Genomic DNA, 23,549 nt, shown 5'->3' with positions numbered 1-23,549 from the left:
AGCCGGTGACCAGGTGGTCCAGGCCAGCCGGGTGCCGACCGGGACCACCTGCCGGAGCCTTCAGTCGTCGATGCCCTCGGCGGCCCGCCGCTCCCGCAGCTCCTTGATCGCGCGGCGCCGCGCGAGCCGGTGCGTACGCCGGATCTGCGCCTCCTGGTACCGCCGCTCGTCGCGCTCCGTCTCCGGCACCACCTGAGGCACGAGCCGCGGCTTGCCGTCCTCGTCGACCGCCGCGAAGACCAGATAGGCGCTGCCGACCTGTTGGGCGGGGGTCGACTCGTTCCACCGCTCGGCCAGGACGCGGACGCCGACCTCCATCGAGGAGCGCCCGGTCCAGTTCACCTGGGCACGGACATGGACGAGGTCGCCCACGCGCACCGGCTCCAGGAAGACCATCTCGTCCATGGAGGCCGTCACGGCCGGGCCGCCGGAGTGCCGGCCCGCGACCGCCCCGGCAGCGTCGTCGACCAGCTTCATGATCACACCGCCGTGCACCGTACCCAGGAGATTGGTGTCGCTGCCGGTCATGATGTGGCTGAGGGTGGTCCGGGAGGCCGAGGTCGGCTTGGCCGGAATTTCGCCCTCCGCAGGCTGGGACTGATCTGTCATGCCCTCCACCTTATGCGGGGGCTTGCACCCGGTTGCATTGCATCAGCTTCGCAACAGCCGTGACCCGATCCCCCGTACACCCTGTAAGAGCCACAGGTCGACGCGGCACACTGGACCGCATGAGCGATTGGCCCGAAGGACGGAACGGCGGACCCGGCGAGCGCTACGGCCAGGGCAGCGGAAACCCGCAGCCCGAGGGCGCCCGCGCCATGCCGCACGTCCGGCGGCGCCCCGCCCCTCCGCAGTCCCCGCCCCGCATCCCGCCGCAGCAAGGGCAGGGCCACGACGGTTACGGCCAGGACCCCGGCTACGACAGCGGCTACAACACGGGCCAGGTCTACGGCGGCGGGAACGGCGGCGACCAGCGCGGCGGAGGTTACGGCGGAGGCGGCCGGGGCGGCGACAGCGGCTACGTCCGGCCCAGCGCCGCCCCGAACTGGGGCCGACGCCTCAAGGTCGGCACGCTGACCCTGGTCGTCGTGGTGCTCGCCGTCTCCGTCGGCACGTACTTCTGGGCCGACGGCAAGCTCAAGCGCGAGGTCGACCTCGTCAAGGTCATCGACCGTCCCTCCGAGGGTGACGGCACGAACTACCTGATCGTCGGCTCCGACAGCCGCGAGGGCATGACCGCCGAGGACAAGAAGAAGCTGCACACCGGCTCCGCCGAGGGCAAGCGCACCGACTCGATGATGATCCTGCACGACGGCTCCAACGGCCCGACGCTGATCTCCCTGCCCCGTGACTCGAACGTCGAGATCCCGTCGTTCATCGGCTCCGAGTCCGGCAAGAAGTTCGCGGGAACGGGCCGCACGACGAAGCTGAACGCGGCCTACGCCGAGGACGGCCCCGAACTGCTGGTCCGCACCGTCGAGTTCAACACCGGCCTGCGCATCGACCACTACGTCGAGATCGGCTTCGGCGGCTTCGCCAAGATCGTGGACGCGATCGGCGGCGTCGAGCTGGACATCCCCAAGGCCTTCAAGGACAAGAACTCCGGCGCCGACTTCCAGGCGGGCAAGCAGACGCTGAACGGCGAACAGTCCCTCGCCTTCGTCCGCACGCGGTACGCGTTCGCGGGCAGCGACCTGGACCGTACGAAGAACCAGCAGAAGTTCCTCGCGGCGCTGGCCTCGCAGACGGCGACCCCGTCCACGATCCTCAACCCGTTCAAGCTCTACCCGACGATGGGCGCGGGCCTGGACACGCTGATCGTCGACAAGGACATGTCGCTCTGGTCGCTCGGCAACATGTTCTTCGCGATGAAGGGCGTCACCGGCGGCGAGGGCAAGTCGATGAACATCCCGCTCTCGGGCCAGAGCGTGAACGGCAACCTGGTCTGGGACAAGGCCAAGGTCAAGCAGCTCGTGGAGCAGCTGAAGAACGACGAGGCGGTCACGGTCAAGGGCAGCTGACCCGGCCCGACCCGCAGGGGCCCCTCACCCGTCGCGGCGGGTGAGGGGCTTCTGTACGCCGTGGTCCGTCCGCCGACCGGGTCAGCTTCCGGCCGCGTACGCCACGAACGCCGCCCAGCTGTCGCGAGTGAAGCCGAGCAGGGGACCGTCGGAACTCCGCTTGGAATCACGGACACGGACGGTTCCGGGGGCGGATGCGATCTCGACGCAGTCGTTGCCGTCGCCGCTGCTGCTGTAACTGCTCTTGAACCACTGCGGATCCGAGGGAACCCCGGCAGAGGTTTTGCGGATCATGTCTCCCCCAGAACTTGCTCGATGAAGGCCAACGACTCACCTGGCGTAAGAGCCTGGGCCCGGATCATCCCATAGCGCAACCCAAGGATCCGGAGTTGCTTCGGATCGGACACCGGGCGCCCGCTGAACGCACCGTCCGAACGCCCCACCGCACTGCCGTCAGGAAATCTCAGAACCTCGATCAGCCCACCCGTACCTGGATGCTCATCACGGAGTGTCGGCATCACCTGAATCACGACGTTCCGCCACTGCCCTACTTCCAGAAGCCGTTCGAGCTGTCGACGCAACGCCAATGCGCCTCCGACCGGCCGGCGAAGGGTCACCTCCTCCTGGACGAAGCTCAGTGAGGGCAGCGGATCCCTTTCGAAGATCGCTCGTCGCGCCAGACGAGCGGCAACGACCCGGTCCATCTCGTCCTGCGTATAAGCCGGTAGCCAGGACGCGAAGAGGGACCGCATGTGCTCCTCCGTCTGCAACAGGCCATTGATGTTGTGGTGGTGGTACGCCTCCAACTCGACCGCCTTCGCTTCCAACTTCGCCAGATCCCGGACCTTCTTCGGGTACCGCACCTCCGCCACGTCCCGCTTCATCGCGGCCAACTTCCCGCCCGCGCCCAGCACCTCGTCCGCCCGGTCCAGGAACTCCGGCCGAGGAATCCGCCGCCCTCCCTCGACCTTGTAGACCAGGTCCTCCCCGTAGCCGATGGAGGCCCCGAACTCCCCGGCCCGCAGCCCGGCCGACTCACGCCAGCCCTTGATCTGACGGCCCACCGCAGCCACCACAGCGACCCCGGACTCGTCGTCCGGGTCGACGTCCCAGCCGGGCTCGTCCGCTCCGCCGTCCCCGTGCTCCGTACCGACCCCGTCCGCGCTCATCCGTACCCCACTTCCGACGTGCATGCCGTCCCTGCTCAACCCTGGTCGTCCCCAGCCCGTCACCCCGGACAGCCGGGACAGCACCGGACAAGCGCTGGACAATCACCGTACGTAAGCGCCCTGCGACTGCTCACGGTACGCACGCGCGGCCACGCTGAGTGATGTGACCCAAGAAATCACTCGAACCGAACATTCCGCTCCCACCTGGCAGTTCACCGGGCCGGGACTTCCAGCTGAGCCTCGCGGTCCACGACGACAGGCTTCTGCGCATCGCGGTGACCGACACCCTGGGCGAGCGGTTACCGCTCGTGGCAACGCCCGCGCAGGACGGGGAGTCGGGACGCGGCCTGCTGATCGTCGAGGCGGTCGCGGACCGCTGGGGCGTGGACGTCGGGCCCGTCCCGCGCAAGGCCGTCTGGGCCGAACCCGACCTCGTACCGTGACCGCCGCCACCGGGTCGCGGAAACCTACGACCCGGTGGGCCGCGACGCGGTGCCCCACGACGTACAAGGCTTTGAAGTACCTGGAGAAACCACCTTCCCCACCCCAACCCGACCCGGCTCGATCCCAGTCACTCGCACGGGTGACATATGGCAACTGGGCTGGATTTGGAGTGGCTTGCCAGGCATATGCTCGCCCCGACCACCACAGACATGAGACGGCCCCCGGCCGGGACTGCGAATCCCGATCGAGGGCCTGACCACCGAGGAAGAAGCGCTTCCCGATGGATACCCAGCAGATTACCGCGCCCCCGTACGCCCGGCCCGTTGCCTCCAAGGGCTCCGCGCCGTCGTCCGGCGTTATCCACGTCAACGTCCGGCACACCGGCGGCTTCACCGTCATCGGCAACCACCTCGCCCAGCACCGCGGCCTCTCCCTCGTCGCCATCGGGCTCGCCGCGCACATCCAGTCACTGCCCGCCGGGACGAGGATCGGCATCAAACGCCTCGCCGAGCGTTTCCCGGAGAGCGAGACCCGGATCGCGTCTGCCCTGCGGGAGTTGGAGGCGACCGGATACCTGCACCGCAGTCGTGTCCGCCTCACCGACGGCCGCGTCGTCACCCGTACCGTGTCGTACAACCAGCCGGGCTCCGGCGGACGCGCCAGCGCGACGCCACCGCCCCGGGCAAGGCACACCGAAGCCTCACCGTCGCCGCACCCGGTCACGTCACACGAGCCCGCTCACCCGTCGCATCCCACGCAGGCGCCACGACCACCAGCACCCCAGCCCGCCGCGGAGCCGCCGCCGACTCCCTCACCAGCCCCCGCACCGCCGTCGGGCCGGGCGCTCGTGCCGCCGCCCACCGCGCGCACGACACCACCTGCGCCGCTCCCCCGACCGCAGGCACTCACCCCCGAGCTTCAACGAGCGGCCTGCGCGATCCTCGCCGACCTGCGGCGCCACGCACCCCAGCTCGTGCTCTCCGGGGCCGATATCGAGAACCTCACTCCCGGTGTCGCGGCCTGGCTCGAACGCGACACCCACCCCGACTCCATCCGCCACGCCCTCACCACCGACCTTCCGGCCCCGCTGAGACATCCGGTGAAGCTCCTGCGCCACCGCGTCACCGCACTCCTGCCACCGGCGCTGCCAGGAACCCAGGAGCTGACGCCCTCGCCGCGCCCCGGCGTGGTCGTGATCCCGCTCCAGAACTGCGACCGGTGCGACCGCGCCTTCCGCTCCCGCCACCCCGGCCACTGCCGCGACTGCCGCGCGGACAGCCGGCAGGCCGCCTGATCAGGACCACCTCTCGAACGAAGGAACCTTCATGGTCAGCTCCCCCCACGAAGCGATGCACCGCATCTTCCAGGAGTACCCGGATCTCTTCTGCAGCGTGTCCGAACTACTCGGTGTGACCATCGGTCCATCCGCTTCGACCAAAGTCATGCCCACAGACCTCACCGAGAGGCAGCCCCTCGAACGTCGCGTCGACACCCTGTTGCGCATCGAAACGGAGAACGGTCCACCCCTTCTCCTCGCCATCGAAGCCCAAGGCAAGAAGGATCCGGACAAACCCGCTACCTGGGCGTACTACTACGCGTACCTGCTCAACAAGTACCGGATGCAGACACTGCTCATGGTCGTCTGCCAGAACCGTGCCACCGCCGAATGGGCCGCACTGCCCACACACTTCGGCAGCCCTGAGCACCCGGTCCTCACGCTGCGCCCCCTCGTGGTGGGCCCCCACAACATGCCCGTGATCACCGAGGTGGCCAGAGCGCGCAAGGACCCCGCCTTCACCACGCTGGCGCTCATCACACACGCTGACAATCCCGACGTCGGTGCCATAATGAAGACGCTGTCGACCAGCCTTCAGGACGCTCCGGAAAGCATCGCGCACCCCCTCGTCGAACTCGCCGCACAAGGCCTGGGCAACCGCCCAGCCGCACAACAGTGGAGGAATCTGGTGGCCGTGGACCTCTCTTTCTACAAGTCACCCCTCTCGGAGGAGATCCGGGACGAAGGCCGCGCAGAAGGCCGTGCCGAAGGTAAGGCAGAAGGCAAAGCCGAAGGCAAGGCGGAGGGCAAGGCGGAAGGCCTTCTGCTGATTCTCGAGGCACGCGGTATCGCCGTCACGGATGAAACGTGCGAGAGGATCACAAGCTGCAACGATCCCCAGCTCCTGCGCACCTGGCTCCTGCGCGCAGCCACCGCAACCTCGGTCCGCGAGATCTTCCAGGACTGAAGGCCGGCCGCCGACCCGGCCCGTGACCGCAGGGCGGTCGGTTCCTGTCGGCCGGTCCCGTCGGAGGTTTTCGATGATCACATGGCGTCGGCTCGCCGAGCACGACTTCCCGCTGCTGATCTCCTGGCTGGAGCAGCCGCACGTGGCCCGGTGGTGGAACCACGAGACCTCGATCGAGGCGGTGTCGCGGGACTTCGGTCCTGCCGTCAGGGGTGAGGAACCGTCGGACGAACTTCTGGCCCACCTCGACGGCAGTCCTTTCGGCCTGGTTCAGCGTTGTCGTCTGTCCGACTACCCCGACTACATGGCCGAGCTCGCCACCCTGGTCGAGGTGCCTCCCGGGGCGATGACCCTCGACTACCTGGTCGGCGAGCCACGGATGACCGGCCAGGGGCTCGGCACGCGGATGATCCGGTCGGCCGTCCAGGCCATCTGGAACGACCGTCCCGGTGCCCCCTGTGTCCTCGTGCCGGTGTCGACGGCCAACCGGGCGTCCTGGCGGGCGCTGGAGAAGGCCGGACTGCGACGCGTGGCCGGAGGGGACCTGGAGCCGGACAATCCCGTCGACGACCGGGCGCACCACCTCTACCGGATCGACCGGCCTGCGCGGCCGGCTCAGGGATGAGCGCCCGCGAAACGACGGTGCCGTGGGCCCTCCGGCACACGCGCGGCCCCCGGCACCGACGTGCCGGGGGCCGATGTGCCGAGAACCGCGGGGCGGGGCCGGGGGAGGCCGTTACGGCAGGTTGCGGGCCATGACGATGCGCTGCACCTGGTTCGTGCCCTCGTAGATCTGGGTGATCTTGGCGTCACGCATCATGCGCTCGACCGGGTAGTCCCGCGTGTAGCCGTAGCCGCCGAGCAGCTGGACCGCGTCCGTGGTGACCTCCATGGCGACGTCGGAGGCGAAGCACTTGGCCGCGGCGCCGAAGAAGGTCAGGTCGGCGTCGAGGCGCTCGGACTTGGCGGCTGCGCTGTAGGTGAGCTGGCGGGCGGCCTCCAGCTTCATCGCCATGTCGGCGAGCATGAACTGGATGCCCTGGAAGTCGCCGATCGGCTTGCCGAACTGCTTGCGCTCCTGGACGTAGCCCTTGGCGTAGTCGAGGGCGCCCTGGGCGATGCCGAGCGCCTGGGCCGCGATCGTGATACGCGTGTGGTCCAGGGTCTTCATCGCCGTGGCGAAGCCGGTGCCCTCCTCGCCGATCATGCGGTCGGCGGGGATACGGACGTTGTCGAGGTAGACCTCGCGCGTCGGGGAGCCCTTGATGCCGAGCTTCTTCTCCGGGGCGCCGAAGGAGACGCCCTCGTCGGACTTCTCGACGACGAACGCCGAGATGCCCTTGGAGCGCTTCGTCGGGTCGGTGACGGCCATGACCGTGTAGTACTCGGACTCGCCGGCGTTGGTGATCCAGCGCTTCACACCGTTCAGGACCCAGAAGTCACCGTCGCGGACGGCCTTGGTCTTCATGCCCGCCGCGTCCGAGCCGGCGTCCGGCTCGGACAGGGCGTACGAGAACATGGCGTCGCCCTTGGCCAACGGGCCGAGGTACTTCTTCTTGAGGTCCTCGGAGCCGGAGAGGATCACCGGGAGCGAGCCCAGCTTGTTCACGGCCGGGATGAGGGAGGAGGACGCGCAGGCACGGGCCACCTCCTCGATCACGATGACCGTGGCGAGGGCGTCGGCGCCCGCGCCGCCGTACTCCTCCGGGACGTGGACCGCGTGCAGGTCGGCGGCGACCAGGGCGGCCAGCGCCTCCTTCGGGAAACGCGCCTCCTCGTCGACCGCGGCGGCATGCGGAGCGATCTTCGCCTCGGCGAGGCGGCGGATCGTGTCCCGGAGCATGTCGTGCTCCTCGGCCGGACGGTACAGGTCGAAGTCGGTCGAACCCGCCAAGACGTTCACTCCCCAAGGATGCTAACTACCGTTAAGTAACCCGATTTTAGTGGCCCTGCCTCGCGGCGGCATACGGGCACGGCACGTGAGCTTGCCGACAGCCCCGGAGGGCCTCTCGGAACAGGGGCCCGGCGGGCCCCGGATATGCTCGGTCCGCACGTCTGTCCGCATCGTTCAGGAGCACCCATGGCCCTCAGGATCACCGTGATCGGCACCGGATACCTCGGCGCCACCCATGCCGCGGCCATGGCGGAGCTGGGCTTCGAAGTCCTCGGGCTCGACGTCGTACCCGAGAAGATCGAGATGCTCTCGGCCGGCCGGGTGCCGATGTACGAACCGGGGCTCGAGGAGATCCTGCAGAAGCACGTCGCCGGCATCGAGGGGTCCACCGGGCGACTGAGGTTCACCACCTCCTGGGAGGAGATCGGCGCCTTCGGCGATGTCCACTTCGTCTGCGTGAACACTCCCCAGAAGCACGGCGAGTACGCCTGCGACATGAGCTACGTGGACAGCGCCTTCGAGTCGCTGGCCCCGCAGCTGACCCGCCCCGCACTGGTCGTGGGCAAGTCCACCGTGCCGGTGGGCTCGGCCGCCCGGCTCAGGGAGCGGCTCGCGGAGCTGTCCCCGGTCGGTACGGACGCCGAGCTGGCCTGGAACCCCGAGTTCCTGCGTGAGGGCTTCGCGGTCAAGGACACCCTGCACCCGGACCGGATCGTCGTCGGTGTCGAGAGCGAGCACGCCGAGAAGCTGCTGCGCGAGGTGTACGCCGGTCCGGTGGCCGAGGGCTCGCCCTTCGTGGTGACGGACTTCCCCACCGCCGAGCTGGTGAAGACCTCGGCCAACTCCTTCCTGGCGACCAAGATCTCCTTCATCAACGCCATGGCAGAGGTCTGCGAGGCCGCCGACGGCGACGTGGTGAAGCTGGCAGAGGCGATCGGCCACGACGAGCGCATCGGCAAGAAGTTCCTGCGGGCCGGTATCGGCTTCGGCGGGGGCTGCCTGCCCAAGGACATCCGCGCGTTCATGGCCCGAGCCGGTGAGCTGGGGGCGGACCAGGCGCTGACCTTCCTGCGGGAGGTCGACTCCATCAACATGCGCCGCCGCGGCCACATGGTCGAGCTGGCCCGCGAGGCCGTGGGCGGGGGCTCGTTCCTGGGCACACGGGTCGCGGTGCTGGGCGCCACCTTCAAGCCGGACTCCGACGACGTACGCGACTCGCCCGCCCTGAACGTGGCCGGACAGATCCATCTGCAGGGCGGCCAGGTCACGGTCTTCGACCCGAAGGGCATGGACAACGCCCGTCGGCTCTTCCCCACCCTCGGTTACGCGGACACGGCGCTGGACGCGGTGCGCGGCGCGGACGTGGTGCTGCATCTGACGGAGTGGCGGGAGTTCCGCGAGCTCGACGCGGCCGCGCTGGGCGAGGTCGCCGGACGGCGGATCATCCTGGACGGGCGGAACGCGCTGGACCCGTCGGTATGGCGCGACGCCGGGTGGACGTACCGGGCGATGGGACGCCCGAAGGCCTGACGCGCGACCGGCCGCCGTGCCCGCCCGAGCCACGGCTGCGGGGCGGGCACGGCGGCCCTCCGGCCACCGGACCGCCCCTCGGACGGCCGCACCCGACATGGCCCGGCCCTCGGCGACGCGGGGCGGGCCGTCTCCGTCCCGTCCGGCTCCGCCCTGGGCTCCGGGTCAGTAGGCCTGACCGTCCAGCTGCTCGATCGTCGCGTGGGACGGGCCGACCCTGGCCCCGAGGTCGCGGGAGACCGCTTCCGCGTCGCGCAGCACCCGGACCGCGTTCTGCCACGTCAGCTTGGCCAGGTCCTTGTCCGACCAGCCGCGGGTGAGCAGCTCCGCGATCAGGTGCGGGTAGCCGGACACGTCCTCCAGCCCCAGCGGGAGGAACGCCGTGCCGTCGTAGTCGCCGCCGATACCGATGTGGTCGATCCCGGCGATCTCGCGCATGTGGTCGAGGTGGTCGGCGATCGTGGCCACGGTGGCCATCGGGCGCGGGTTGACCGCTTCGAAGTCCGCGTGGATCCGCATCGCGGCCGGCGTGGTGTCCAGGTGGTGCAGCCCGTGCTCCCGCATGTTGCGGTCGGCGGCGAGCGTCCACTCGACGGCAGCCGGCAGGACGAACTTCGGTACGAACGTGGCCATCGCCACGCCCCCGTTGGCCGCGAGCATCCGCAGGACGTCGTCGGGGATGTTCCTCGGGTGGTCGCAGACCGCCCGGGCCGAGGAGTGCGAGAAGATCACCGGCGCCACCGAGGTGGCGAGCGCGTCCCGCATGGTGGTGGCCGCCACGTGGGAGAGGTCGACCAGCATGCCGACGCGGTTCATCTCCCGCACGACCTCGCGGCCGAACTCGGACAGACCGCCGACGCGAGGGGAGTCGGTCGCCGAGTCCGCCCAGTCGGTGTTGTCGTTGTGCGTGAGGGTCATGTAGCGGACGCCGAGCGTGTGCAGGGCGCGCAGGGTGGCCAGGGAGTTGTTGATGGAGTGGCCGCCCTCCGCCCCCATCAGCGAGGCGATACGGCCCTCCGCGCGCGCCGTCTCCATGTCGTCGGCGGTCAGTGCGCGCCGCAGGTCCGCCGGGTAGCGGGCCAGCATCTCCGCGACGACGTCGATCTGCTCGAGCGTCGCGCTCACCGCGTCGTCGCCGGTCAGACCGGTGGTGACGTAGACGGACCAGAACTGGGCGCCCACGCCGCCGGCCCGCAGCCGGGGGATGTCGGTGTGCAGGTGGCCGGTCTGGTCGAGCGCGATGTCGCGGGCGGCCAGGTCGTAGCCGACCTGCTCGCGCAGGGCCCACGGGAGGTCGTTGTGGCCGTCGACCACGGGGTGGTCGGCGAGCAGCAGGCGGGCGCGGTCGAGGTTGCCTTGGACGCTCATGGGCCGCCTACTTCCCGAAGCCGAAGGAGTCCGCGCTCTGCGTCCTGGCGCGCAGCCGCTTGCCCTTCTCGGTGGCCTGCTCCTTGAGCTCCTGCTGGAAGTCCTTCATCCGGGTGCGGAGTTCGCCGTCGTGGGCGGCGAGGATACGGGCGGCCAGCAGACCGGCGTTGCGCGCGCCGCCGACGGACACCGTGGCGACGGGGACACCGGCCGGCATCTGGACGATGGACAGCAGGCTGTCCATCCCGTCGAGGTACTTCAGCGGGACGGGCACGCCGATGACGGGCAGCGGGGTCACCGAGGCGAGCATGCCGGGGAGGTGGGCCGCTCCGCCCGCTCCCGCGATGATCGCCTTGAGACCGCGGTCCGCCGCCTCCTCGCCGTACGCGATCATCTCGTGCGGCATGCGGTGGGCGGAGACGACGTCCACCTCGTAGGCGATCTGGAACTCGTCGAGGGCCTTGGCGGCCGCTTCCATCACGGGCCAGTCGGAGTCCGAGCCCATGACGATCCCGACGACGGGTCCGGAGGCGGTGTCGGTCATTCGGTGATCGTTCCTCGCAGGTAGTCGGCCGCGTGCCGGGCGCGCTCCCGCACGTCCGCCAGGTCGTCGCCGTAGGTGTTGACGTGGCCGACCTTGCGGCCGGGCTTCACGTCCTTGCCGTACATGTGGATCTTGAGCTGCGGATCGCGGGCCATGCAGTGCAGGTACGCCTGGTACATGTCCGGGAAGTCACCGCCGAGGACGTTGCACATGACCGTCCAGGTGGCGCGCGGGCGCGGATCGCCGAGCGGGAGGTCCAGGACGGCCCGCACGTGGTTGGCGAACTGCGAGGTGACCGCGCCGTCCTGGGTCCAGTGCCCGGAGTTGTGCGGGCGCATCGCCAGTTCGTTCACGAGGATGCGGGGCTTCCCGTCGGCTCCGCGCGTCTCGAAGAGCTCGACCGCGAGGTGGCCCACCACGCCGAGCTCGGCGGCGATCCGCAGGGCGAGCTGCTGGGCCTCGCCGGCGAGGCGCTCGTCCAGCTCGGGTGCCGGGGCGATGACGGTGTCGCAGACCCCGTCGACCTGGACGGACTCGACGACCGGGTACGCGACGGCCTGGCCGTGCGGCGAGCGGACGATGTTGGCCGCCAGTTCCCGGGAGAAGTCGACCTTCTCCTCGGCGAGGACGGGGACACCGGCCCGGAAGGGCTCGGCCGCGTCCGCCTCGGAGCGGACCACCCACACACCCTTGCCGTCGTATCCGCCGCGGACCGTCTTCAGGACGACCGGGAAGCCGCCCACCTCGTCGGCGAAGGCCGCGGCGTCGGCCGCGTCCTCGACGATGCGGTGGCGGGGGCAGGGCGCGCCGATCTCCATGAGCTTCGCGCGCATCACCCCCTTGTCCTGGGCGTGCACCAGGGCGTCGGGGCCGGGGCGTACGGGGATGCCGTCCGCCTCCAGGGCCCGCAGGTGCTCGGTCGGCACGTGCTCGTGATCGAAGGTGATCACGTCGCAGCCGCGCGCGAAGGCGCGCAGCGTCTCCAGGTCGCGGTAGTCGCCGACGACGACCTCGCTCACCACCTGGGCTGCCGAGTCCTGAGGGGTGTCACTCAGAAGCTTGAACTTGAGGCCGAGGGGGATGCCCGCCTCGTGGGTCATACGGGCGAGCTGGCCGCCGCCGACCATGCCGACTACAGGGAACGTCACGCCTCCAGGGTATCGGGCGTGCGGGAGGTCCCCGCACCCTCACCTGGGGGCTCCCCCGGTCCGCTGCCCCCGGCGGGCCGGGGAGCACCCTCGTCACGCGGCCGCAACGGGCTCGCGGGCATCACACGGGAGGGCTGGTTAGCATGGCCGGGTTGACGAAACCGAACGGACGGGGCTGAGCGATCATCATGAGCGAACGGGGCGCACTGCGGACCCGGCTTGATCTGCTGGCCCGGGAGGTCGCCAAGTTCGGCGCGGTCGGTGCACTCGGGCTGGTCGTCAACATCGCCGTGTCCAACCTGATCTGGCGGACCACGGACATTCCGGTGGTGCGGGCCGGGCTGATGGGGACGGTCGTCGCCATCCTCTTCAACTACGTCGGCTTCCGCTACTGGACCTACCGGGACCGCGACAAGACCGGCCGGACGCGGGAGCTGATGCTGTTCCTGCTGTTCAGCGCGGTCGGCGCGGTGATCGAGACGGGGGTGCTCTTCATCGCGACGTACGGCTTCGGCTGGGACAGCCCGGTCCAGAGCAACGTCTTCAAGATCCTCGGCATCGGGATCGCCACCCTGTTCCGCTTCTGGTCCTACCGCACCTGGGTGTTCAGGGCGCTGCCCGCCAAGGAGGCCGTGCTCGACGCGGAGCGGTTTCTGGAGCAGCGGCGGCCCTCCGACGAGGTAGCGCCCGGCCCGGTGGCCCACTGACCCGGCGGGGCAGCTCTCCCGCTCCCCTCAGCGCACCGGCCGTGCCGATTCCTTGCCGCTCGGCGCGACCCGGCTGAGGAAGAGGGCGAAGACCGGCGGCTGCTGCTGGAGCAGTTCGAGCCGCCCGCCGTCCGCCTCCGCGAGGTCCCGGGCGACGGCGAGGCCGATCCCCGTGGAGTTGCGGCCGCTGATGGTGCGCTCGAAGATCCGCGCGCCGAGGTCGGCGGGGACACCCGGGCCCTCGTCGGTCACCTCGACGACGACCTGGTTGCCGATGACACGCGTACGCAGTGCGACCGTCCCGCCACCGTGCATCAGCGAGTTCTCGATCAGGGCGGCGAGCACCTGGGCGACGGCGCCGGGGGTGCCGACCGCCTCCAGCCCGTGCTTGCCCGAGCAGACGACGGCCCGGCCGGCGCTCCGGTAGGCCGGGCGCCACTCCTCGATCTGCTGCTTGACGACCTCGTCGAGGTCGAAGACGACGGCGGAGCCGGTGCGCGGGTCCCGTGAGTTGGTCAGCAGCCGCTGCACGACGTCCGTGAGGCGCTCGACCTGGGTGAGCGCGATGTTCGCCTCCTCCTTGACGATTTCCGGGTCGTCGGTGACCGAGATCTCCTCGATGCGCATGGAGAGGGCCGTCAGGGGCGTACGGAGCTGGTGCGAGGCGTCCGCGGCGAGGCGCCGCTCCGCGGTGAGCATCCGGGCGATCCGCTCGGCGGACGAGTCCAGGACGTCGGCGACCCGGTCCAGCTCAGCCACTCCGTACCGCTTGTGCCGGGGGCGCGGGTCGCCCGAACCGAGCCGCTCGGCCGTCTCGGCGAGGTCGGTGAGCGGCGAGGTCAGCCTGTTGGCCTGCCGCACGGCGAGGAGCACGGCGGAGACGATGGCGAGCAGGGCCACGGCGCCGATGATCAGCAGGGTCCGGCCGACCTCGCGGGTCACCGCGGAGCGGGACTCCTCGACGGTGACCTTCTCGCCCTGCTCCCCCGTCTCCGTGCTGCGGATGACACCGTCCGTGGGACGGTCGCCGACCTCGATGGGGGCCCGCCCCGGGATCTCGACGCGGGCGTAGCGGCTGGGGTCGACCTGCTCGGCCAGCACGCCGGGGGTGATGCGCTCGGCTCCGAGCAGACGGCTCTCCACGACGCTGATCAGGCGGAACGCCTCGGAGTCGACGCTCTCCTGCGCGCTGTTGCTGATGGTGCGGGTCTCGACGATGACGAGGGAGACGCCGAAGACGGCGATCACGACGAGTACCACGGCGAGCGTGGAGTTGATCAGGCGGCGGCGCATGAGTGCCTCTGTACGTCAGCTCTTCTCGAACCGGAAGCCGACGCCCCGGACGGTCGCGATGTAGCGCGGGTTGGCCGCGTCGTCGCCGAGCTTCTTGCGCAGCCAGGAGATGTGCATGTCGAGGGTCTTGGTGGAGGACCACCAGGTGGTGTCCCAGACCTCGCGCATCAGCTGGTCGCGGGTGACGACCCGGCCGGCGTCCCGGACGAGGACCCGCAGCAGGTCGAACTCCTTCGCGGTGAGCTGGAGTTCCTCGTCACCCATCCACGCGCGGTGGGACTCGACGTCGATCCTGACGCCGTGGGTGGCGGGCTGCGGCACCGGCTCGGTGGCACCGCGGCGCAGCAGGGCCCGGACCCTCGCGAGGAGCTCCGCGAGGCGGAACGGCTTGGTGACGTAGTCGTCGGCCCCGGCGTCCAGTCCGACCACGGTGTCGACCTCGTCGGCCCGGGCGGTCAGGACCAGGATCGGTACGGCGTGGCCGTCGGCCCGCAGCCGCCGCGCGACCTCCAGGCCGTCCATTCCGGGCAGCCCCAGGTCGAGCACGACCAGGTCGACGCCCCCCTGGAGTCCGGCGTCCAGAGCGGTCGGACCGTCCTCTCGGACCTCGACCTCGTATCCCTCCCGGCGCAGGGCGCGGGCCAGTGGCTCCGAGATGGATGCGTCGTCCTCGGCGAGCAGTACACGGGTCATGCAGTGATGGTAGTCCGCGCGGGACCGCTGAGGTGAGGCGCTCGGCGAGCCCTGCGGGTCAGGGCAACGAATCGGTCATCCACCTTCGAATATGGGACCGTGGTTCCACCCAGACCTGTGATCCATGTCTCAAGTCCTTCCATATCGCTGCGTGTCATGTCGTATGGTGTCCCGACGCCTGTTGCACCACTCAGTGACCTTTGGGCAGCTTTTCGCGCCAAGGGTCACTTTTGTGTACGGGCCGGTTCCCGCCGGCCCCGATCAGTGAACGACCTGTAGGCCGGGCCCGGAGCGCGAGGACGCGCGCCGGGCGTGGATCCCGGAGCGGTCCGCACCCATGACTCCGCCCCCGAACTCCCCCACGGAGCGGGCGGCCGGATCGAATCCCCTCGAGGCGTCGGGGGCAGGGCGTGTCCGCGACGGTGCCGGCTACCCCCACCGGGCGCGTACCGCTCACGAGGCGGCGCGTCCCGACCAGCAAGGATCGACCATGGCGTCCAGCCTGACGAAGGACCCGGCCGGCACAGCCGGCTCGGAGAAGACCTTCTTCGGCCACCCCCGCGGCCTGGCCACACTCTTCATGACGGAGATGTGGGAGCGCTTCAGCTACTACGGCATGCGCGCCCTTCTCCCGCTCTACCTGATCGCTCCCAACGGGCTTCACATGAACCCCGCCACGGCCACGGCGATCTACTCGGTCTACCTGTCGCTGGTGTACCTCCTCGCCATGCCCGGCGGCTGGTTCGGCGACCGCGTCTGGGGCCCCCGCAAGACCGTCGCCATCGCGGGCGGCGTCATCATGCTCGGCCACCTGACGCTGGCACTGCCGACCGAGGGCACCTTCTTCGCCGGGCTCGGCCTGGTCGCGATCGGCTCCGGCCTGCTGAAGTCCAACATCTCCACGATGGTCGGCCACCTCTACGACGGCCCGGACGACCCGCGCCGCGACGGTGGCTTCACGATCTTCTACATGGGCATCAACATGGGTGCCTTCGCCGCCCCGCTGATCATCGGCACCGTCGGTGAGAACGTGAACTGGCACCTGGGCTTCGCCCTGGCGGCCCTCGGCATGGGACTCGGCGTCGCCCAGTTCCTGCTCGGCACCCGCCACCTGGACCGGCGCAGCCTCGTCGTGCCCAAGCCGCTCTCCGCCGACGAGCGCGCCTCCACGCTGCGCAAGTCGATGATCTGGCTGGGTGTCGCGGCCGTCTTCTACGTCGGCGCGGTCGTCACCGGCGTCTACACGCTCAACTGGCTGCTGGTCCCGATCACGGTCGCGGGCCTGGTCATCCCGGTCGTGGTCCTGGCGCGCATCAAGCGCGACAAGGAGCTCAGCGAGACCGAGCAGAAGAAGATGTCCGGCTACATCTGGTTCTTCGTCGCCGCCGCCATCTTCTGGATGATCTACGACCAGGGCGGTTCGACCCTGGCGATCTTCGCCGAATCCTCGGCCGAGAACTCCGTCCTCGGCTGGAACTTCCCGGTCTCCTGGTACCAGTCGGTCAACCCGGTCCTGATCATGGCGCTGGCCCCGGTCTTCGCGGCCTTCTGGCTGGCCCTGAACCGGCGGGGCAAGGAGCCGAGCACGGTCGTGAAGTTCAGCTCCGGCCTGGTGCTGGTCGGCGCGTCGTTCTTCCTCTTCCTGGCGCCGCTGACCATCGCGGGCGACGGCCACAAGGCCGCCGCGATGTGGCTCGTCGCGATCTACTTCGTGCAGACCGTCGGCGAGCTGACGCTCTCCCCGGTCGGCCTGTCGGTCACCACGAAGATGGCCCCGGCCAAGTACGCCAGCCAGATGATGGGTGTCTGGTTCCTGGCCGTGACCGCGGGTGACTGCACCACCGGCCTGCTCTCCATCGCGGGAGTCGAGCTGAACGGCACCGGGGTGGTGACCCTCCAGGCCGCCCTGGCGGTGGCCGCCGGTGCCGCGATCTTCATGTACCGCGGCAAGGTCAAGACCCTCATGGGCGACGTCCGCTGACACGGACCACGTCCGGACACGAGAAAGGGTCGCCGCACCGATTCGGTGCGGCGACCCTTTCTCGTGTTCCCCCGGCCGGCCGCCGGCGCGAGCGCTGCCGGGCTACGCGGGTGCCGCGAGCTCGGCCCAGACCGTCTTGCCCGGCCGGTCCGGCGTACGCGTCACGCCCCAGTCCAGACAGAGCCGCTGCACGATGAACATGCCGTGGCCGCCGGGACGCCCCGCGCGGTGCGGGGTGCGCGGCGCGGGCTGGCCCGCACCCTGGTCGACGACCTCGACCCGGAGCGCTTCGGTCGTACGGCCGATACGGAGTTCGTCGGGGCCGTCCGCGTGCAGGCAGGCGTTCGTCACGAGCTCGGACACGACCAGCAGGACGTCCTCGGCGGCTGCCCGCCGGTCCGCGCCCGCCGCCGGCAGCCAGCCCCAGTCGTGGAGCGCCTGCCGGGCGAAGTCGCGGGCCGTGGGCACGATGCCGCTGGCGTTCCTCAGCGAGAGCGTGCGCCACTGCCGGTCGGCCGGGACGTCAGAGGCAGTGCCCGTGCCGTCCGGCTCGCGGCCGAGGTCGCCCGGCGGATGCTGCCGGGTGGTGCTCATCAGCGCTTCACCTCACCGATTCACCGTGTTGCCACGAACAGATATCGAACAGATACAGAGTGTGCGGGCTTCCTGACCCCGACGGGTCTCTCCTGCCCTGCCGAATGGTGACAACACCCACTTCAGCTACGTCAACAGCGTGACCCGGGCGACAAAAGGTGCCGCAGAGGTCAGGGAGGGGCATGGGGAACGCCCGTCTCAGCTGCTCAGAGCGTCTTCGAGCGAGGCGTGGACGGTGAACACCGCTTCCGCTCCCGTGATCTCGAAGACGCGGGCCACCACAGGCCGCATTCCGGCCAGGTGGACACCACCGCCGGCCTCCTCGGCCTTCAGCCGCGCGCCGAGCAGCACGTTGAGCCCGGTGGAGTCACAGAACTCGAGGCGCGCACAGTCGACCACCAGGCGCGTGCGCCCCTGTTCGATGGCACTCTCCAGCGGCTCCCGCAGCAGATCGGCGGTGTGATGATCGAGCTCACCCGCCGGCGTCACGACTTCGCTGCGCCCCTCGGTGCGGACCTCGACGTTCAGCCGACCCCGGTTCGCACTTCCGACCGTCCCGCGGTCCATTGATGTCCTCTTCGCCGTCCGTCACTACCCGCGGCACCCGGTGTGCGCGGCTTCATCGTGGCTGCCCCCGACGTGCGTGAGACATTACGCGTTTCGCTCGCCACACGGTAGTCGGAGAACTCAACAAACCGGACATATAAGCGCATTTGGCGCTTGTAACTCATGGCTGGAACCGGGTATGGGTAGAGGGCACGGCTCGACCAGGAATCCGATCGGCTTCGGAGGCGCCGCTTCACCGCAGGAACACGTATGGGCATCGGCAGCCACATGCCGAGAACGATGGAGGAGAACCATGTCACCCCGGCTCGACGTATCGCGTACCCACGTCGCGACGTCGGCATGTCCTCAGGGACCGACCGATTCCGACTCCGTCGCAGCGAACGACGTAACAGGCCGAAGCACCGGCACCACCGCTGACGACGACTTCCACGACGAGGGCCTCGAAGGGCCGGCGGACCTCCCCGAGATCCCGCCCTACGCCGAGATCGGCGCGCTCGACGCCCGGGCGCTGTCGAAGACGCTCTTCGCGCGACTCGAAACCGTCGAGGAGGGGACGTACGAGTACGCGTACGTCCGCAACACCCTCGTCGAACTCAACCTGGCGCTGGTCAAGTTCGCCGCCTCCCGGTTCCGCTCGCGCAGCGAACCGATGGAGGACATCGTCCAGGTCGGCACGATCGGCCTGATCAAGGCGATCGACCGCTTCGAACTGAGCCGGGGCGTCGAGTTCCCGACGTTCGCGATGCCGACCATCGTCGGCGAGATCAAGCGCTTCTTCCGTGACACCAGCTGGTCCGTACGCGTCCCGCGCCGGCTCCAGGAGCTGCGGCTCGACCTCGCCAAGGCGGGCGACGAGCTGGCCCAGAAGCTGGACCGCGCACCGACGGTGGCCGAACTCGCGGACCGTCTCGGCCTCACCCGGGACGAGGTCGTCGAGGGTATGGCCGCGAGCAACGCGTACACCGCCAGTTCGCTGGACGCCAAACCCGACGAGTACGGCGACGACAACGAAAGCGCCCTCGCGGACCGTCTCGGCTACGAGGACAACGACCTCGAGGGCATCGTCTACATCGAGTCGCTGAGGCCGCTCATCGCCTCGCTGCCGAAGCGCGACCGCAGGATCCTCTCGCTGCGCTTCGTCGCCAACATGACGCAGTCCGAGATCGGCGAGGAGCTGGGCATCTCGCAGATGCACGTGTCCCGGCTGCTGTCCCGGACGCTGGTCAAGCTCAGGAGGGGCCTGACCCTCGACGAGTGACCCGGTTCCACACGTGCCCGGCGATCCGGGTGACCTGGCGTTCCGAGCGCCGTGGAACAGCCTTGCGGAAGGACCCGCCCCAGCCGGGGCGGGTCCTTCCGCGTTGTGGACGGCGCTCGCGGGCGGGGGTGGGGCCGGTCAGACGACCTGCCGGCCGCGCCGCCACACCGCGCCGACCAGCGGAACCCCCGGCCGGTAGGCGAGGTGGACATGGCTCGGCGCGTCGAGCAGTACCAGGTCCGCGCGGGCACCCGGGGTGATGCGGCCGACGTCGGTGCGGCGCAGCGCGGCGGCGCCTCCGGCGGTGGCGGACCAGACCGCCTCGTCGGGCGTCATGCCCATGTCCCTTACGGCGAGGGCGACGCAGAACGGCATGGACGAGGTGAACGAGGAGCCCGGGTTGCAGTCCGTGGACAGGGCGACGGTGGCACCGGCGCCCAGGATGCGGCGGGCGTCGGGCCACGCCGCACGGGTGGAGAACTCCGCGCCGGGCAGCAGGGTGGCCACCGTGTCGCCCTGGCCGAGCGCTTCGAGGTCGGCGTCGGTGAGGTGGGTGCAGTGGTCGGCGGAGGCCGCGCCGAGCTCGACGGCGAGCCGTACACCGGGACCGTGACCGAGCTGGTTGGCGTGGACGCGGGGGCTCAGCCCCCTGGCCAGGCCCGCGGTGAGGATCGTGCGGGCCTGGTCCTCGTCGAAGGCGCCGCGCTCGCAGAAGACGTCGATCCAGCGGGCGTACGGGGCGCAGGCGTCCAGCATCGGGCCGGTGACCAGGTCCACGTAGCCGGCCGGGTCGTCCGCGTAGTCCGGGGACACGATGTGGGCGCCGAGGTAGGTGACCTCGTCCGTGTGGCGGGCGGCGATGCGCAGGGCACGTGCCTCGTCCTCGACGGTGAGGCCGTAGCCGGACTTGGTCTCGAAGGTGGTGGTGCCCTGGCGGAGCGCCTCGCCCAGATAGCGGGCGACGTTGGCGGACAGCTCGTCGTCGGAGGCGGCACGGGTGGCGGCCACGGTGGTGCGGATGCCGCCGGCGGAGTAGGCGCGGCCGGACATGCGGGCGTTGAACTCGGCGGTGCGGTCGCCCGCGAACACCAGGTGGGAGTGGGAGTCCACGAAGCCCGGGATCACGGCCCGGCCACCGGCGTCGACCGCGTTGTCAGTGGCGGGTGTTCTGCTTGACTCACCGGTCCACACGATGCGGTCGTCGTCGATGACGACGGCCGCGTCCCGGATCAGGCCCAGGGGGGTCCCGTCGCCGAGGGAGGGGTCGTTGGTGACCAGGTTCGCGATGTTGGTGATGGCGGTCGTCGTGGTCGTCGTCATCCGGAGGCAGCTTTCGTCGGGTTCGCCCGGTGTCGGTGCCGGGGTTTTCGGGGTGCTCAGCCGCGCAGTGCGGCGATGGCCGAGGCGAGCGCTCCCGGCACGTCCTGGACCAGTGTGTGCAGGCCGTCCCGGACGATGTGCCGCCCCGCGACCACGGTGTGCCGCACATCGGCCGCGGAGGCGGCGAATACGGCCGCTTCCGCCGCCAGCCGGGGCACCGGCCCCGCTGTTCTGACCGAGTCCAGCGCCACGGTGGTGAGGTCGGCGGGCGCGCCCGGTTCGAGTACGCCGGCGTCGGGGCGGCCCAGCGCGGCGTGTCCGTCGGCGGAAGCGGCCCTGAGGAGCGCGGCGGCCGTCCAGTGACCGCGTACGTGGGTGCGCAGGCGCTCGTTGAGCTCCATCGCCCGCGCTTCCTCGAAGAGGTCGATCACGGCGTGGCTGTCGCTGCCCAGCGAGAGCGTGGAACCCGCGCCCTGGAGGGCCGTCGCGGGTCCGATGCCGTCGGCGAGGTCGCGCTCGGTGGTGGGGCACATGCACGTGCCCGTCCGGGAGGTGCCGAGCAGCTCGATGTCCTCGGCGGTGAGGTGGGTGTTGTGGATGCCGGTGGTGTGCGGGCCGAGGACACCGTGATCGGCGAGGAGCCGGGTGGGTGTGCGGCCGTGGGCGGCGAGACAGGCGTCGTTCTCCGCCGTCTGCTCGGAGAGGTGGACGTGCAGCGGGACCCCGCGCTCCTGGGCCCACCGCGCGACGGTGGCGAGCTGCCCGGCCGGCACCGCGCGCACGGAGTGGATCGCGGCGCCGATCAACGCGTGCTCGCCCCCCTTGAGCAGGGAGGCGCGCTCGGCCCAGGCGTCGGCCGTGGTGTCGGAGAAGCGGAGTTGGTGCCGGCTCGGCTTCTCCCCGAAGCCCGCGGCGAGATAGGCCGTGTCCAGCAGGGTGATGCGGATGCCCGCCTCGGCCGCTGCGGCGATCAGCGCCTCGCCCATCGCGTTCGGGTTGTCGTAGGGCGTGCCGCCGGGCGCGTGGTGGAGGTAGTGGAACTCGCCCACGGCGGTGATGCCGGCCAGTGCCATCTCGGCGTAGGTGGCACGTGCCAGGTCGTAGTACGTGTCGGGGGTGAGCCGGGCCGCGGCGCGGTACATCATCTCGCGCCACGTCCAGAAGGTGCCGGAGCCCACCTGGACGGTGGAGCGCAGGGCCCGGTGGAAGGCGTGCGAATGGGTGTTGGCAAGTCCGGGGAGGGTCAGACCGCGCAGCACGACGGCGCCCGGGGGCGGTGTTCCGATGCCCGTGCGGACACCGGCGACGCGCCCGTGGGCGACGTCCACGAGCACGTCCGGTTCGACGTGCCTGCCCAGCCAGGCGTGCGACATCCAGTACGTCGCGGTGACCGGTGTTCCCGTGCCCGTCGGTTGCGTTGTCAGCTGCACGCGAGACCTTCCAGTACGTCGGCGAGTGCCCTCACCCCGGCCACGCAGTCGTCCTCCGCGGCGTGCTCGGCGGGCGAGTGCGAGATCCCGGTGGGGTTCCGTACGAACAGCATGGCGGTCGGCACGGAAGCGGACAAAATACCCGCGTCGTGTCCGGCTCCGGTTCCCAGCACGGGCACCGCCTGTCCGGTGCCCTCCGTGCCGCGCCCCCCGAGGATCCGGCCGATCTCGTCGCGCAGCGCGTGCTGGAACTCCACGACCGCGGTGAACGACTCGCGTACGACGTCGAGATCGATACCGGCCCGCTCTGCGTGCTCCCGCGCCGCCCGCTCCACCGCGGTGACCACGGCGTCGAGAGTCGCCTGGTCGGCGGCGCGCGAGTCGAGCCAGCCACGGACGAGGGAGGGGATCGCGTTGACCCCGTTGGGCTCGACGGCGATCTTGCCGAAGGTCGCGAGACCTCCGGCGAGCTCCGCCTCTCGCCGGGCCGCCAGCACGGTCTCGGCGTAGGTGAGCATCGGGTCGCGCCGGTCCGTGAGCCGTGTGGTGCCGGCGTGGTTGGCCTCGCCCCGGAAGTCGAACCGCCAGCGGCCGTGCGGCCAGATGGCCGAGGCGATCCCGACCGGGTCCCCGCTCAGGTCGAGGGCGCGCCCCTGCTCCACGTGGAGCTCGACGAACGCGCCGATGCGGGCGAGGCGTTCGGGGTCGGGCCCGATGGCGTCCGGGTCGTGGCCGGCCGCCTCCATGGCCCGTGGCAGCGGGACGCCGTCCCCGTCGCGGAGCCGGTGCGCGTCCTGGCGGGTCAGCTGCCCGGCGGCCAGCCGGGACCCGACACAGGCAAGACCGAAGCGGGCCCCCTCCTCGTCGCCGAAGTTGGTGACGGCGAAGGGCCTGGTGAACTCCGCTCCCCTGCTGCGGAGTTCGTCCAGAGCGGCGAACGAGGAGACCACGCCCAGCGGCCCGTCGAAGGCTCCGCCGTCGGGCACGGAGTCGAGATGGGACCCGGTGACCACGGCGTCCCCGGCGAGCGGATCGCCGAGCCACGCCCACTGGTTGCCGTTGCGGTCGATCTCGTGGACCAGCCCGCGCGACTCCGCCTGGGCTCGGAACCACTCCCGGCACTCCAGGTCGGCGCCGGTCCAGGCGTAACGCCGGTAGCCCCCGCTCCCGGGGTCGAGCCCGAGGGGCTTCAGACCGCGCCACATCCCCTGGAACGACTCGGCTCCGCCCGCCGGCCCGGACCGGGCGCCCGGCCCGCCGCTCCCCCGCACGGCCGCCGGCTCCGACCCGCCACCCGCCGTACCGGCCGTACCGCCACCGGCCGTTCCGGCCGTTCCGGCCGTCG

Annotated in this window: 22 protein-coding genes and 1 pseudogene; 9 read left to right on the top strand and 14 right to left on the bottom strand. The window is 70.5% G+C overall.

All coding sequences use genetic code 11. The annotated features are described in order from the left end of the window. Positions 1-60 precede the first annotated feature (60 nt). Complete coding sequence (locus AB0I83_RS20925) at positions 61-609, bottom strand: acyl-CoA thioesterase (protein WP_356844274.1); 549 nt, start codon at positions 607-609, stop codon at positions 61-63. 119 nt (positions 610-728) lie between these two features. Here AB0I83_RS20925 and AB0I83_RS20920 point away from each other — a divergent pair, with 119 nt between their 5' ends. After that, positions 729-2,021 carry an LCP family protein gene (locus tag AB0I83_RS20920; protein ID WP_363305671.1) on the top strand — a complete coding sequence of 431 codons (1,293 nt, stop codon included), beginning with the start codon at positions 729-731 and terminating at the stop codon, positions 2,019-2,021. A gap of 81 nt (positions 2,022-2,102) precedes the next feature. On the opposite strand, the gene AB0I83_RS20915 is transcribed toward AB0I83_RS20920, so the two are convergent. Together AB0I83_RS20915 and AB0I83_RS20910 are read right to left on the bottom strand one after the other, a co-directional pair. Further along, positions 2,103-2,315 carry a DUF397 domain-containing protein gene (locus AB0I83_RS20915; RefSeq protein WP_363305670.1) on the bottom strand — a complete coding sequence of 71 codons (213 nt, stop codon included), beginning with the start codon at positions 2,313-2,315 and terminating at the stop codon, positions 2,103-2,105. Then, complete coding sequence (locus AB0I83_RS20910) at positions 2,312-3,190, bottom strand: helix-turn-helix transcriptional regulator (RefSeq protein WP_363305685.1); 879 nt, start codon at positions 3,188-3,190, stop codon at positions 2,312-2,314. The genes AB0I83_RS20915 and AB0I83_RS20910 overlap by 4 nt, the downstream gene beginning before the upstream one ends. 215 nt (positions 3,191-3,405) lie before the next feature. Between AB0I83_RS20910 and AB0I83_RS20905 the strand changes: the two are divergent. The 4 genes and pseudogenes from AB0I83_RS20905 to AB0I83_RS20890 all read left to right on the top strand — a co-directional run. After that, positions 3,406-3,633, top strand: a pseudogene (locus AB0I83_RS20905) (ATP-binding protein); the annotation flags it as partial. A gap of 281 nt (positions 3,634-3,914) precedes the next feature. Then, entirely contained in the window at positions 3,915-4,928 is a 1,014-nt protein-coding gene (locus AB0I83_RS20900) for a helix-turn-helix domain-containing protein (protein WP_363305669.1), read from the top strand. A gap of 31 nt (positions 4,929-4,959) precedes the next feature. Further along, positions 4,960-5,877, top strand: coding sequence for a hypothetical protein (locus tag AB0I83_RS20895; RefSeq protein ID WP_363305668.1), 918 nt, complete (start codon positions 4,960-4,962; stop codon positions 5,875-5,877). A gap of 73 nt (positions 5,878-5,950) precedes the next feature. Then, a complete protein-coding gene (locus AB0I83_RS20890; RefSeq protein WP_363305667.1) occupies positions 5,951-6,502 on the top strand; it encodes a GNAT family N-acetyltransferase in 552 nt (183 codons plus the stop codon). Positions 6,503-6,613: 111 nt separating this feature from the next. Here the strand turns inward: AB0I83_RS20890 and AB0I83_RS20885 are convergent, their stop codons facing one another. Further along, a complete protein-coding gene (locus AB0I83_RS20885) occupies positions 6,614-7,771 on the bottom strand; it encodes an acyl-CoA dehydrogenase family protein (RefSeq protein ID WP_363305684.1) in 1,158 nt (385 codons plus the stop codon). A 186-nt stretch (positions 7,772-7,957) separates the two neighbouring features. Here AB0I83_RS20885 and AB0I83_RS20880 point away from each other — a divergent pair, with 186 nt between their 5' ends. Continuing rightward, entirely contained in the window at positions 7,958-9,301 is a 1,344-nt protein-coding gene (locus tag AB0I83_RS20880; RefSeq protein WP_356536462.1) for a UDP-glucose/GDP-mannose dehydrogenase family protein, read from the top strand. A 165-nt stretch (positions 9,302-9,466) separates the two neighbouring features. On the opposite strand, the gene AB0I83_RS20875 is transcribed toward AB0I83_RS20880, so the two are convergent. The 3 genes from AB0I83_RS20875 to AB0I83_RS20865 are packed head-to-tail and all read right to left on the bottom strand — an operon-like array spanning position 9,467 to position 12,361. Further along, positions 9,467-10,669: a dipeptidase gene (locus tag AB0I83_RS20875; protein WP_363305666.1), complete on the bottom strand. Its 1,203-nt coding sequence runs from the start codon at positions 10,667-10,669 to the stop codon at positions 9,467-9,469. A 7-nt stretch (positions 10,670-10,676) separates the two neighbouring features. After that, positions 10,677-11,213 (bottom strand): 5-(carboxyamino)imidazole ribonucleotide mutase, encoded by a 537-nt coding sequence (gene purE / locus AB0I83_RS20870; protein WP_363305665.1) that lies wholly within the window; start codon positions 11,211-11,213, stop codon positions 10,677-10,679. Then, positions 11,210-12,361 (bottom strand): 5-(carboxyamino)imidazole ribonucleotide synthase, encoded by a 1,152-nt coding sequence (locus tag AB0I83_RS20865; protein ID WP_356536467.1) that lies wholly within the window; start codon positions 12,359-12,361, stop codon positions 11,210-11,212. The genes purE and AB0I83_RS20865 overlap by 4 nt, the downstream gene beginning before the upstream one ends. A 188-nt stretch (positions 12,362-12,549) precedes the next feature. On the opposite strand from AB0I83_RS20865, the gene AB0I83_RS20860 reads away from it, so the two are divergent. Continuing rightward, positions 12,550-13,068 carry a GtrA family protein gene (locus tag AB0I83_RS20860; protein ID WP_356536469.1) on the top strand — a complete coding sequence of 173 codons (519 nt, stop codon included), beginning with the start codon at positions 12,550-12,552 and terminating at the stop codon, positions 13,066-13,068. A 27-nt stretch (positions 13,069-13,095) separates the two neighbouring features. On the opposite strand, the gene AB0I83_RS20855 is transcribed toward AB0I83_RS20860, so the two are convergent. Together AB0I83_RS20855 and AB0I83_RS20850 are read right to left on the bottom strand one after the other, a co-directional pair. Further along, the gene (locus tag AB0I83_RS20855) at positions 13,096-14,361 is read right to left on the bottom strand and encodes an ATP-binding protein (protein ID WP_363305664.1); all 1,266 of its coding nucleotides are present in this window, start codon (positions 14,359-14,361) and stop codon (positions 13,096-13,098) included. Between the two features lie 15 nt (positions 14,362-14,376). Next, positions 14,377-15,054: a response regulator transcription factor gene (locus tag AB0I83_RS20850; RefSeq protein WP_363305663.1), complete on the bottom strand. Its 678-nt coding sequence runs from the start codon at positions 15,052-15,054 to the stop codon at positions 14,377-14,379. A gap of 490 nt (positions 15,055-15,544) precedes the next feature. On the opposite strand from AB0I83_RS20850, the gene AB0I83_RS20845 reads away from it, so the two are divergent. Beyond that, positions 15,545-17,035: an oligopeptide:H+ symporter gene (locus AB0I83_RS20845; RefSeq protein WP_363305662.1), complete on the top strand. Its 1,491-nt coding sequence runs from the start codon at positions 15,545-15,547 to the stop codon at positions 17,033-17,035. 102 nt (positions 17,036-17,137) lie between these two features. Here the strand turns inward: AB0I83_RS20845 and AB0I83_RS20840 are convergent, their stop codons facing one another. Both AB0I83_RS20840 and AB0I83_RS20835 read right to left on the bottom strand, forming a co-directional pair. Next, the gene (locus tag AB0I83_RS20840; RefSeq protein ID WP_356536475.1) at positions 17,138-17,629 is read right to left on the bottom strand and encodes an ATP-binding protein; all 492 of its coding nucleotides are present in this window, start codon (positions 17,627-17,629) and stop codon (positions 17,138-17,140) included. Positions 17,630-17,827: 198 nt separating this feature from the next. Further along, positions 17,828-18,196 (bottom strand): STAS domain-containing protein, encoded by a 369-nt coding sequence (locus AB0I83_RS20835; protein WP_356536477.1) that lies wholly within the window; start codon positions 18,194-18,196, stop codon positions 17,828-17,830. 292 nt (positions 18,197-18,488) lie between these two features. On the opposite strand from AB0I83_RS20835, the gene AB0I83_RS20830 reads away from it, so the two are divergent. Next, on the top strand, positions 18,489-19,454 hold the full coding sequence (locus AB0I83_RS20830; RefSeq protein WP_363305661.1) for an RNA polymerase sigma factor SigF: 966 nt from the start codon (positions 18,489-18,491) through the stop codon (positions 19,452-19,454). A gap of 138 nt (positions 19,455-19,592) precedes the next feature. Here the strand turns inward: AB0I83_RS20830 and hutI are convergent, their stop codons facing one another. From hutI to AB0I83_RS20815, 3 genes are read right to left on the bottom strand one after another with little or no spacing between them, the layout of a single operon-like run. Continuing rightward, the gene (gene hutI, locus AB0I83_RS20825) at positions 19,593-20,774 is read right to left on the bottom strand and encodes an imidazolonepropionase (RefSeq protein ID WP_363305660.1); all 1,182 of its coding nucleotides are present in this window, start codon (positions 20,772-20,774) and stop codon (positions 19,593-19,595) included. Between the two features lie 56 nt (positions 20,775-20,830). Further along, the gene (locus AB0I83_RS20820) at positions 20,831-22,204 is read right to left on the bottom strand and encodes a formimidoylglutamate deiminase (protein WP_363305659.1); all 1,374 of its coding nucleotides are present in this window, start codon (positions 22,202-22,204) and stop codon (positions 20,831-20,833) included. Continuing rightward, positions 22,195-23,409: an allantoate amidohydrolase gene (locus AB0I83_RS20815; RefSeq protein ID WP_363305683.1), complete on the bottom strand. Its 1,215-nt coding sequence runs from the start codon at positions 23,407-23,409 to the stop codon at positions 22,195-22,197. The genes AB0I83_RS20820 and AB0I83_RS20815 overlap by 10 nt, the downstream gene beginning before the upstream one ends. Positions 23,410-23,549 lie beyond the last annotated feature (140 nt).

It is taken from the genome of Streptomyces sp. NPDC049970 (genome assembly GCF_040660235.1).
Lineage (GTDB): Bacteria > Actinomycetota > Actinomycetes > Streptomycetales > Streptomycetaceae > Streptomyces.
This window is presented reverse-complemented; position numbering and strand designations above follow the sequence as displayed.